General features: G+C 41.0%; 8 protein-coding genes. 7 read left to right on the forward strand and 1 reads right to left on the reverse strand.

Translation table 11 applies throughout. The annotated features are described in order from the left end of the window. Window positions 1–30: 30 nt before the first annotated feature. Both TY87_RS01545 and TY87_RS01550 read left to right on the forward strand, forming a co-directional pair. Entirely contained in the window at window positions 31–1,287 is a 1,257-nt protein-coding gene (locus TY87_RS01545; protein WP_072839903.1) for a hypothetical protein, read from the forward strand. Window positions 1,288–1,483: 196 nt separating this feature from the next. Continuing rightward, a complete protein-coding gene (locus tag TY87_RS01550) occupies window positions 1,484–2,812 on the forward strand; it encodes a TolC family outer membrane protein (protein WP_072839902.1) in 1,329 nt (442 codons plus the stop codon). Between the two features lie 79 nt (window positions 2,813–2,891). On the opposite strand, the gene TY87_RS01555 is transcribed toward TY87_RS01550, so the two are convergent. Then, complete coding sequence (locus tag TY87_RS01555) at window positions 2,892–4,190, reverse strand: M18 family aminopeptidase (protein ID WP_100185738.1); 1,299 nt, start codon at window positions 4,188–4,190, stop codon at window positions 2,892–2,894. A gap of 123 nt (window positions 4,191–4,313) precedes the next feature. Here TY87_RS01555 and TY87_RS01560 point away from each other — a divergent pair, with 123 nt between their 5' ends. The 5 genes from TY87_RS01560 (at window position 4,314) to TY87_RS01580 (ending at window position 9,767) form a co-directional block, all read left to right on the forward strand. Next, a complete protein-coding gene (locus tag TY87_RS01560) occupies window positions 4,314–6,362 on the forward strand; it encodes a carboxy terminal-processing peptidase (RefSeq protein WP_072839900.1) in 2,049 nt (682 codons plus the stop codon). A 101-nt stretch (window positions 6,363–6,463) separates the two neighbouring features. Then, window positions 6,464–6,754: a LexA regulated protein gene (gene ybfE / locus TY87_RS01565; protein WP_072839899.1), complete on the forward strand. Its 291-nt coding sequence runs from the start codon at window positions 6,464–6,466 to the stop codon at window positions 6,752–6,754. 70 nt (window positions 6,755–6,824) lie between these two features. Beyond that, window positions 6,825–7,403, forward strand: a complete 579-nt coding sequence (locus tag TY87_RS01570; protein ID WP_072839898.1) for a thymidine kinase — start codon at window positions 6,825–6,827, stop codon at window positions 7,401–7,403. A 2-nt stretch (window positions 7,404–7,405) separates the two neighbouring features. Then, window positions 7,406–8,302, forward strand: a complete 897-nt coding sequence (locus TY87_RS01575) for a recombination-associated protein RdgC (RefSeq protein ID WP_012070576.1) — start codon at window positions 7,406–7,408, stop codon at window positions 8,300–8,302. A gap of 298 nt (window positions 8,303–8,600) precedes the next feature. Further along, complete coding sequence (locus TY87_RS01580; protein WP_100185739.1) at window positions 8,601–9,767, forward strand: cation diffusion facilitator family transporter; 1,167 nt, start codon at window positions 8,601–8,603, stop codon at window positions 9,765–9,767. Window positions 9,768–9,961: the final 194 nt, after the last annotated feature.

Below are 9,961 nucleotides of genomic sequence, written 5' to 3' on the forward strand. Positions count from 1 at the left end.
TGCTGTTAAAACCAACAAAAGGACTCTGTTATGAACAACCAACCAGCCTATTTTTGCCTTAGCATTCTTTTAGGAGCCTCTGCTCACAGTGCTTTTGCAGCTCCGATCAATGCCGTTATCGGTTTAGATAATAGTCAAATCGTGGAAACTAGCCAGCAACTTAGCCTTACTCCGAACACAGGCTCACTACTACCGCTTCAAGAAAATTTCGCACCAATTACTCATTTAGAAAATAACTTAAATGCTAACTGGTTTGATCTGATAAACAAGAAAGTAAGAGTGGAACACAAACAAAGAGATCTAAATTACACTGGCACACTGGCTAAAATCGAGAACAACACTCGATCCTTTGTGCTTAGCAATAAAGAGTTTTCTATGACATTACCCATAGATGACTTTTACTTAATCCCGCTTGAAAACCCAAGTACTGCGGAGACAAAACCTGAAAGTAAAGCTGATGCCGATAAAACAGCGCCCTACAAGGTTAGCTATCAAACAAACGAGCTTTCGTGGTCACCACAGCTCAGTCTGATTTTCGAAAATGATAAGGTTTCTGTTTCTCAACAAGCGCTTATTCACAACAATTCAAGCTCTACCATCCAGGTACAAGACAGCCTACTTCACTACTCCCGAAGTACTGCTCCTCAGCTTTTCAAAGCAGAGCGCAATTCACTTGCAATGAGCGCAGATAGACCCGACATAAATTACCAAGATAATGAAGTGAGCTATTCTCTGGGTGGTGGCACACTTTCAATCGCACCTTATTCAAACACCTTAATTCCTTTACCTAGCAGCGATAGCAATATAGATAGCCAAACACATAAAGCAAAGCTTTATACTTATGGTAATAGTTCTGGAAAAATCGACTTAAATTTCTATAACAACCTAAGCTTCTCTTTTGAAAAAAATGGCCTTCCAGGCGAATACAAGACATTTTGGAAAAGAGGAGATCTGCTTATTCCCGGTAATACAGTCCGTTTAGAGACAGTTCGTGAAGGCAGCTCAGTTGACGTCATGACCAATAAAAGCCAAGACATAACTGGCTATTTAACCTTGGTTAGTGCCTCATCTCAAAAACTTCCTAGCACTCAAGTTTGGGAAGCCACTATTGAAAACCACTCAAATACAGCACAAAAGTATTCAATAGAACAAAGTACTAATGGTGTTGTAGATATATTAGAAGGCAATGACGCAGTACCAATAAATGCAAATAGTTTACTCGTTTCAGGGGAAATACAAGCAAACTCGAAACAAACTATTACGTATAAAATAGATGTGAAAAATTAGGATGAAGGAATGTGAAAAATATAGGCTAAAAAGCGGCCCCGCTTGCATTAATTTTTCACATTCAAAGTCTATTTAAAATATTTCGTTATGATATGGTCAGTAGTCATAATAGATATAGCAAGAATGACACTGCCGAAAGCGAAAAACTTGAGGTACTATTATAACTATATTTCATACTACGAGCCCACAGAGATCTATGAAAAAGCATATTATACCATCACTCATCGCTGCAGCCGTTCTAAGTAGTACGACTGCCCATGCAGAAAGCATTTACGAAGTATACAAACTTGCCAAACAACATGATCCAGGTTTAAGAGCTGCAGCAGCAACCTATCAAGCAGAAAAAGAAGGTGTAACAGTCACTAAAGGCAATCTATACCCTAGTATTAGCTTTAATGGCAATTTGGGTTATAGCAATACTGATAACTCATCTAGCAACTACAACAACACATCAAACAGTTTATCTTTAGATTTAAGCTACCCAATATACTCTCCAGCTCTTAACTACGCTGTCGATGCAGTAGAGATAAGTTCAGAAAGTGCAGGCATTAGCTTTAATAATTCAGAAGAAGACTTAGCACTTACTACCTTGACCGAATACTTTGATCTTCTAATTGCACAGTCTACATTGCAGACAACCGAAGCCTTAGTCAAAAGTACAGCAAGCCAGCTAGATCGTGCAAAGAAACAATATGAAGTAGGTTTGGCATCTATTACAGACTTACAAGACGCTCAAGCTGAATATGACTCTGTTCGTGTTACAGAGCTAAGCGCTCGTTCAAGTGTGTCTTATGCACAAAAAGCCTTGTACCAAAGAACAGGACAAGAAATAAAAACCATTCCTCAATTATCAAAAGACTACCCGATCAGCCTTGATCCAAATATGACGGTTGACTCTTTAATTGCAAAAGCCCGTATTGATAATAAAGAACTACAAATTTTAAACCTTTCTGTAAAAAGTGCAGAAAATAACATTAACATCCAGAAAGCCAATGGACGTACTCCTACCGTATCAATAACGGGCTCTTTATCTCGAACGGATAACGATTATAGCAGCAGTGCACCATCCTCAATGAATGATGGTGCGACAAATACGTCATCTATCGGGCTAGGTGTTAGTATCCCGCTATACAGTGGTGGTGCAATAAATGCTTCTGTTAGACAAGCAACAGCACAAGCAATGTCGACTACAGAGCAAAGAGCAAGCTCATTACAAACTATCGAGCTTAATATCCGTAGTCTATACCTTGACCTGCAAACCGCGGTCGCTCAAATTGATGCTCAACAGCAACTAATTCGTTCTCGTACTAGCGCGCTTGAAGCCACAAAAGCAGGATACGATGTTGGTACGCGCAACCTTGTAGAATTGCTTGACGCTCAATCAAATCTATATGATGCGCAAAATACCTACGAACAATATAGATACAACTTTGTAGTAAAAAAACTAAACCTATTAGAAGCAACTGGCGATCTTACTGAAGACAAGATCAAAGAGTTGGACAAATGGTTAGTCGCTAAAAACTAACTTAGCTTTTCTGATCATGAAAAAAAGCCGTAAAACGATGTTTTACGGCTTTTTTTTCTACTCTACTAGTCTAATTAACTTAGCGAGCAATCAGTTTTTCTCGTTTTGTAAAACGAGTCAGTACTTTATACAAACCATAAGCATCACGACTACCCGCCAATTCGCGAATAGAATGCATACCAAAAGTTGGCAAACCGATGTCAATAGTCGGCACACCTATTTCGCCTGATGTGATTGGCCCTATCGTGCTACCGCAAGCCATATCACTACGAACAACAAAGCATTGAACCTCATAATTCTCTTCAGCAGCAATGTCTCGATACACGCTCGCTGTTTCACTATTTGTTGCATAACGCTGGTTGGCATTTACTTTAATAACCGCACCTTTGTTAATAGAGGGCGCATGATTTTTATCGTGCTTATGAGCATAGTTTGGATGCAAAGCATGAGCATTATCAGCAGAAACCAGCATAGAACGCTGAATCGCCTGAACATATTGCTCAGGATTCGGTGTTAGACGACGCAATACATCCTCTAAAAATGGTCCATTTGCACCACAAGCAGACAAACTACCAATCTCTTCATGATCAGTACAAATAAGCAAGCTAGGACGCTGTTGGTCCGAATCCAACAAAGCACATAAACCGACAAAACAGCTCAGCAAATTATCTAAACGTGCTGAACAGATATATTCTTTGTGCAAACCAACCAGTGCAGGAGGCTGTGTGTCGTATAAGCTCAATTCAAAATCAAGAACCGTATCTATAGCCAAATCTGCATATTGTTTCTTAAGTTGAGATTTTAACAACTCATGCAGATCAAACTCGTTTTCAGCACCACACAAAATTGGCAACATTTCTTCTTGAGGGTTAACAGAAAAACCTTCATTTGCTTGCCGATTCAAATGGATAGCTAAGTTAGGCACCACTGCAATTGGATCTTTAAAATCCACCAAGCGACTAATAATATCGCCACTTTCGGTTTTCAGCGTAATGCGACCCGCAATGGATAAATCCCTATCTAACCAAGTGTGAAGCAAAACCCCACCGTACACTTCAACACCTAACTGGTGATAACCAAAGCGATCAACTTGCGCATTAGGTTTCAATTTCAGACAAGGACTGTCAGTATGAGCTCCAATCATTCGCCAACCACTTTGGCTAAAATTGAGTTGTGGCGTAGTAAAGGCAATTAAAGAGGATTCATTGCGTGTGACAAAATACTTCCCGCCCTCTTCTATTACCCAATCGTCTTCTTCTAACAATTCAGTAAAACCTTCTGCTAGCAAAGCATAGCGCATACTAGTGGTTGCATGAAAAGGTGTCGGAGAAGATTGAAGAAATGACAGTAAAGAGTCGTTAAAATTTGAAAATTCCATAGTGTCCTATAAGCAGAATGCTTTAAAAAAGTGACTTTTTAACACTTTGGCTAGCCTTACAGCCCAGTGTCTAATATGATTTTACCAATGACGTATAAAATAGACAGAGAGAGCCCATACCGGATGAACTATAAACGCCTTTTGCTTTGCCTTTTAACCGGCTATACCTTTGCCTCAACACCTGCGTCCGCTTATCAGGAGCTACAGCCTCCTCATGAATACGACAAAGTATCAAAAGAACTCGTTGAGATGTTAGAAGGCATCCATTATAACAGACCTCACATTGATGATGCCATTTCAGCAAAAGCCTTTGATTACTATATTGATGCTCTAGACCCGAGCAAAAGCTTTTTCCTTAAAAGCGACATAGATAAGCTATCTCAATATAGAAACAGCTTTGACGATGCTTTAAGAGACGGTGACACTACGGTTGCTTACACCATTTACAACCTTTACCTTGAGCGTTTAGAAAAACGACTTCTAAACCTTCAAGACCATCTACCAGAGATGATCAAAGGTTTCAATTATGAAATTGATGAAACACTTAATGCAGACCCAGACGCCCAAAAATGGGCAACAACCGAAGCAGAGCTTGATGACTACTGGCGTAAACGTCTTAAAAACCGTGCGTTAACCATGAAGCTCAACGGCGAAAGCGAAGAGAAAATCATCTCAACACTTGAGCGCCGCTATAAAAACCAAATAAAACGAGTCGACCAAACTAATGCTGTCGATGTATATCAAATTTTTGCCAACTCAATCACTGCGGCACTAGACCCTCACACCAACTACTTTGCGCCACGCGCATCAGAAGCTTTCAATATCAACATGAGTCTATCTCTTGAAGGCATTGGTGCGGTCCTACAAATGGAAGATGACTACACCAAAGTCGTGCGTTTGGTTCCTGGTGGTCCAGCGGCAACCCAAAGCGACCTTGCCCCTAACGATCGAATTATTGCGGTAGGCCAAGAAGGCAAACCTATGGTCGATGTGGTTGGTATGCGTCTTGACGATGTTGTTGATATGATTCGTGGCGAAAGAGACACGACAGTAATACTGGAAGTTACTCCAAGTAAAGGCGACACTCAAACGAGTAAGCGCATTAGCATTGTGCGTAAAAAAGTGAAGCTTGAAGATCAGTCCGCCAAAAAAGAAATCGTTGAAGTGGAGCGTGATGGCGAAAAATACAAAGTAGGCGTAATTACCTTGCCGACTTTTTATTCTGATTTTGCCGCAATCCAAGCTGGCGACAAAAACTACAAAAGCTCTACTCGAGACACAAAAGAACTCATAGAAGAGCTGCGTAAAGAAGGTATTTCGGCATTAATTCTTGACCTAAGAAATAACGGTGGCGGTTCCCTGCAAGAAGCCAATGCCCTAGCAGGATTGTTTATTCCATCTGGCCCGACAGTACAAATCCGCGACCAAAGTGGACGAGTCACGCCCTTAGGCGATTCTGATCCAGCCATAGTTTACAGTGGCCCAATGGCTGTTTTAGTAAACCGTATGAGTGCATCCGCTTCTGAAATCGTGGCTGGCGCACTACAAGATTACGGACGAGCCTTAATTCTCGGTGACCAAACCTTTGGTAAAGGCACGGTTCAAGTATTGCAAGATATGGATAAAGGGCAGCTTAAAGTTACTCAGGCTAAATTCTACAGAGTATCTGGAGAAAGTACCCAACATAAAGGTGTTATGCCAGACATAGCTTTCCCTTCTTTGATTGATAAAGAAACCATTGGGGAAAGTGCGCTAGACAACCCTTTACCTTGGGATAAAATCCACGAAACTCGCTATCCAGTTTATTGGAATATGCCAGCTTACCTGCCTATTTTAGAACCACGCCATGAAGCTAGAATGGCTAAAGATCCTAACTTCGTTGCCATTAATGAACAAATAGGTGAGTTCAAAAAACAAGTTGAGACCTATAAAACTATTTCTTTGAAAGAAAGCACTCGCATACAACAAAGAGAAGACAATAAAAAAAGCGAGCTAGAACGTGAAAACACTCGCCGCAAAGCGCTAGGACTAGAACTACTCACTTCGGTTGAAGACATTAAACCGATAGAAGAAGACACTTATGCAAAAGAAGCGTCTGAAATCCTATTAGACTTTATTGCTACCAACCAAATGGCAGAAAAACAAGCAGAAAAGAAAACAGCGCAAAACTAAAAGATAAAACATAAAGAACGAAAAACAGTATTTGACTGTTTTTCGTTCTTATTTTTTATGCGCAATCTAAATCATTAATCCATTGATACGAACATTACACCATGGCAAAAGCGTCATCCGACCGGAATACAATCGACCTATTTGGTAAATCCCCTGGCCGCCCTCGCACCCAACCTCTCACTCGAAAAGACCAGCTCAAGATCAATAAACGAGCACAACGAGAGAAAGAAAAAGCTCAGGGACTAAAGCGTTTAGAACTAATCATTGAGCAAGACATTATCGATAAGCTGGATAAACTCTGTGAGATGAATGGTTTAAAACGCGCAGAATGGCTAACTTTGCAAATAAACAAAAGTCTAGATAAACCCAAAAGCGCAAGATCCAAAAAATAAGGCCATTCACTATATTGATTTGCTATACTCACCAGCCAAATTAAACAGCAAGCTAATAAACAGACTTAATATGGCCAAACTGTACTTCTACTACTCGGCAATGAACGCTGGAAAATCCACCGTTCTATTGCAATCCGCTCATAACTATCAAGAGCGAGGTATGCGGGTTTTACTCCTTACAGCATCGATAGACGACCGATTTGAAACAGGGCAAATTGCCTCACGAATTGGTATATCGGCAGAAGCCAGCCTATTTGATAGCAATACTGACCTCATCACTTTAGTCAAAGATGAAAATCAGCCAAAAGCATTAAGCTGCATATTGATAGATGAAGCACAATTTTTAACCAAAGAACAAGTCTACGATCTTTCAGAAGTCGTTGATAAACTGCGTATTCCCGTTCTGGCTTTTGGTATTCGTACTGACTTCCAAGGCGAACTATTCGAAGGCAGCAAGGCATTACTCGCCTGGTCAGATAAACTAATAGAATTAAAAACCGTGTGTCATTGTGGCAGCAAAGCCACCATGGTCATTCGACTCAATGCACAAGGAATCCCCGTTAAAGAAGGCGCACAAGTAGAAATAGGCGGCAATGACCGTTACTTGTCCGTTTGCCGAAAACACTTTAAAGAAGCCGTGAGAGACTAATTATGTGGTTCAAGAACGCCCAAATTTTCCAATTGAAAGACACCGAATCACTAGATACAAATGAATTGATCGACAAGATTCCTGAGTTCCCATTAAAAGAATGCGGCTCTCAGGAAGAGTTCTCTTTCGGCTGGTTACCGCTCATCCGTAACAGCGAACAATGGAGCCTAGCCAGTGATCGCTGTTTACTATTCCGCGCAGGCAAAGAAGAAAAAGTCTTACCTTCTGCCGTAGTACGTGAAGAACTAGAAGCTAAAGTAGCTGAAATCGAGCTAATAGAAGGACGCAAAGTCGGTCGTAAAGAAAAATCAGACATGAAAGACGAACTGGTTTTCACACTTCGTCCGAAGGCTTTTTCAAAGCGTACAGACATCTGGGCATACATTGATCTACAAGCTAAAATTTTGGTTCTCAACAGCACCAATGCAAGCATGACAGAGCAATTATTTAAGCACCTACAAACCACTCTTGGCAGCTTCCCAATGACCCCATTGCAAGCGCAAGTTTCGCCATCTTCATTGATGACAGATTGGTTGGTTAAAAATGAAGTGCCTGCCAGCCTAGAAACCGGTGATGAATGTGAGATCCAAGACTCTTCTGAAGACAAAGCTACCATTCGTTTTAAGTCTCTAGAGCCTTTATCTGAAGACGTAACTCGTCATTTACAACAAGGCATGGCGGTTAAAAACCTAGGCCTGCGCTGGACTGACAAATTAAGCTTCGTTCTGCATGAAGATCTGACATTACGCAAAATCAAATTTGATGATGCATTAAAAGAAGCTGCGTTTAATGATTCTCAAGGTGGTGGCTTATCAGATATGGACGCTAACTTCTCCCTAATGTCATTGACTATGAGAGAATTTTTTGCATCTTACTGCTTATGGTTTGAGATCAATTAAAAAACCGTATTTTCTTAGCTCCCCAACCTTTTCCACAGATTTCGTGGATAAGCTTGGGGAGAACATTGGGTAAGCTAGACAACAAGGCGCTCTTGCCACAAAGATCCAAAATGCACCAATTTGAACAGGTATAATCCATCCTTATTGTCAAAGCTAAATTCAACAAAATACCACTTAAATCCGATATTAATTTCTACTTAAACCCATCCTCCTTAATAGAAACTTAAGATAAGTTAAGTAAGATGGATTATGTTAAGCAACCCTCGTATTTAAAACTCTCAACAGGTCAAAAAGCCTCATGACAAAGCAGAAGCAAGAACAAGACATAGCCATAAGAGTTACCCTTGTCGGAGCCGTTTGGGATGCCCTACTCGGTTTAGCCAAAATAGTCGCAGGATATTTTTCTCAATCCCAAGCGTTGATCGCGGATGGTATTCACTCTTTATCCGACTTAGTCACTGACGTATTTGTGTATTTTGCTTCCGCCAACTCTCGCCAAGGACCAGACGAAAATCACCCTTATGGTCATCTTCGCTTTGAAACCTTGACTACAGTATTTCTTGGCATCGTACTTATTGTTGTCGCGCTTGGTATTGCTTATGAGTCGATTACAGCACCCGCATCACAAGCACAATTTACTTGGTATGGTCTCGCGGCATTGGTTGCAACCATTGTAATTAAAGAAGCGATTTTCCATTACACCAAAAAAGCGGGCGATGAAATTGGCAGTAAAATGTTGGTTGCCAATGCGTGGCACAGCCGTAGTGATGCACTTTCCTCTGTAGCCGTACTGATTGGCTTGATCGGTGTTTACTTTGGTTATGGCTGGGCAGACATGGTGGCTTCGATTGTCGTTGCTCTATTGATTGGCAAAATGGCCATCAGCATGGTGTGGGAAAACTTAGCTGAACTGGTGGACACGGCACCTGATCCAAAACTTATTGCACAAATCAAAGAAACAGCTAACAGCCTAAAACATGTCATGGCGCCTCATGATGTCAGAGCAAGATCCATGGCAGGCAAAATTTACCTAGATATGCACATTCATGTGCCAAGCCACGCCAGTGTCAGCGAAGGTCATTACCTTGGTGATTTGGTGGCTTACACCATCAAAAAAGCCCATTCACAAGTACAAGATGTGATGGTGCATATCGACACTGATGATAAAATCCAAACCGAAAGTTTCATTCATGAATCCGGCAAGCCACCACATTTAAAACTGCCGGCTCGTCATCAAATATTAGCGGACCTAGGCTTTTTACTGCGCCAACATACAGCCTATGTGGATATTCCGAACTCTCGCTTGCACTATTTAAACAACCTTCTTGATTTAGAGATTATCGCTAATTCCGCAAAAATCCCTGAAGGCACTGACCTGCAAAAACTAACAGCAAGAATCCTTCAGGAACTACAAACAACAAGCTACATCAACAAAGCCACAGTGCTTTGGATTTTTCCTGAATGACAAAGAAAGTGAATCTGCTAAGATTTTTGTAGGTCGCGGCTTCAGCCCGACAAAACCTTATATATCGTTATGAGCTTTTTGGGGCATGCTTTAGCGCGACAAAATGTCATTTCTCGTGAAAAAGGTTTTGATTTTGTGTTGGGAGTTTTTTGTCGGCCTAAAGGCACGACCTTGTATCTCTTCTTGATGAGTGT

Origin of the sequence: Marinomonas sp. BSi20584 (assembly GCF_002792415.1) — a bacterium.
GTDB lineage: Bacteria > Pseudomonadota > Gammaproteobacteria > Pseudomonadales > Marinomonadaceae > Marinomonas > Marinomonas polaris.

What these genes read in the sequence shown, in the direction of transcription:
- ybfE (WP_072839899.1), top strand. Translation starts at nt 6,464, where the DNA reads ATGGCAAAAGCGTCATCCGACCGGAATACAATCGACCTATTTGGTAAA.
- TY87_RS01580 (WP_100185739.1), top strand. Translation starts at nt 8,601, where the DNA reads ATGACAAAGCAGAAGCAAGAACAAGACATAGCCATAAGAGTTACCCTT.
- TY87_RS01555 (WP_100185738.1), bottom strand. Translation starts at nt 4,190, where the DNA reads ATGGAATTTTCAAATTTTAACGACTCTTTACTGTCATTTCTTCAATCT.
- TY87_RS01550 (WP_072839902.1), top strand. Translation starts at nt 1,484, where the DNA reads ATGAAAAAGCATATTATACCATCACTCATCGCTGCAGCCGTTCTAAGT.
- TY87_RS01560 (WP_072839900.1), top strand. Translation starts at nt 4,314, where the DNA reads ATGAACTATAAACGCCTTTTGCTTTGCCTTTTAACCGGCTATACCTTT.
- TY87_RS01545 (WP_072839903.1), top strand. Translation starts at nt 31, where the DNA reads ATGAACAACCAACCAGCCTATTTTTGCCTTAGCATTCTTTTAGGAGCC.
- TY87_RS01570 (WP_072839898.1), top strand. Translation starts at nt 6,825, where the DNA reads ATGGCCAAACTGTACTTCTACTACTCGGCAATGAACGCTGGAAAATCC.
- TY87_RS01575 (WP_012070576.1), top strand. Translation starts at nt 7,406, where the DNA reads ATGTGGTTCAAGAACGCCCAAATTTTCCAATTGAAAGACACCGAATCA.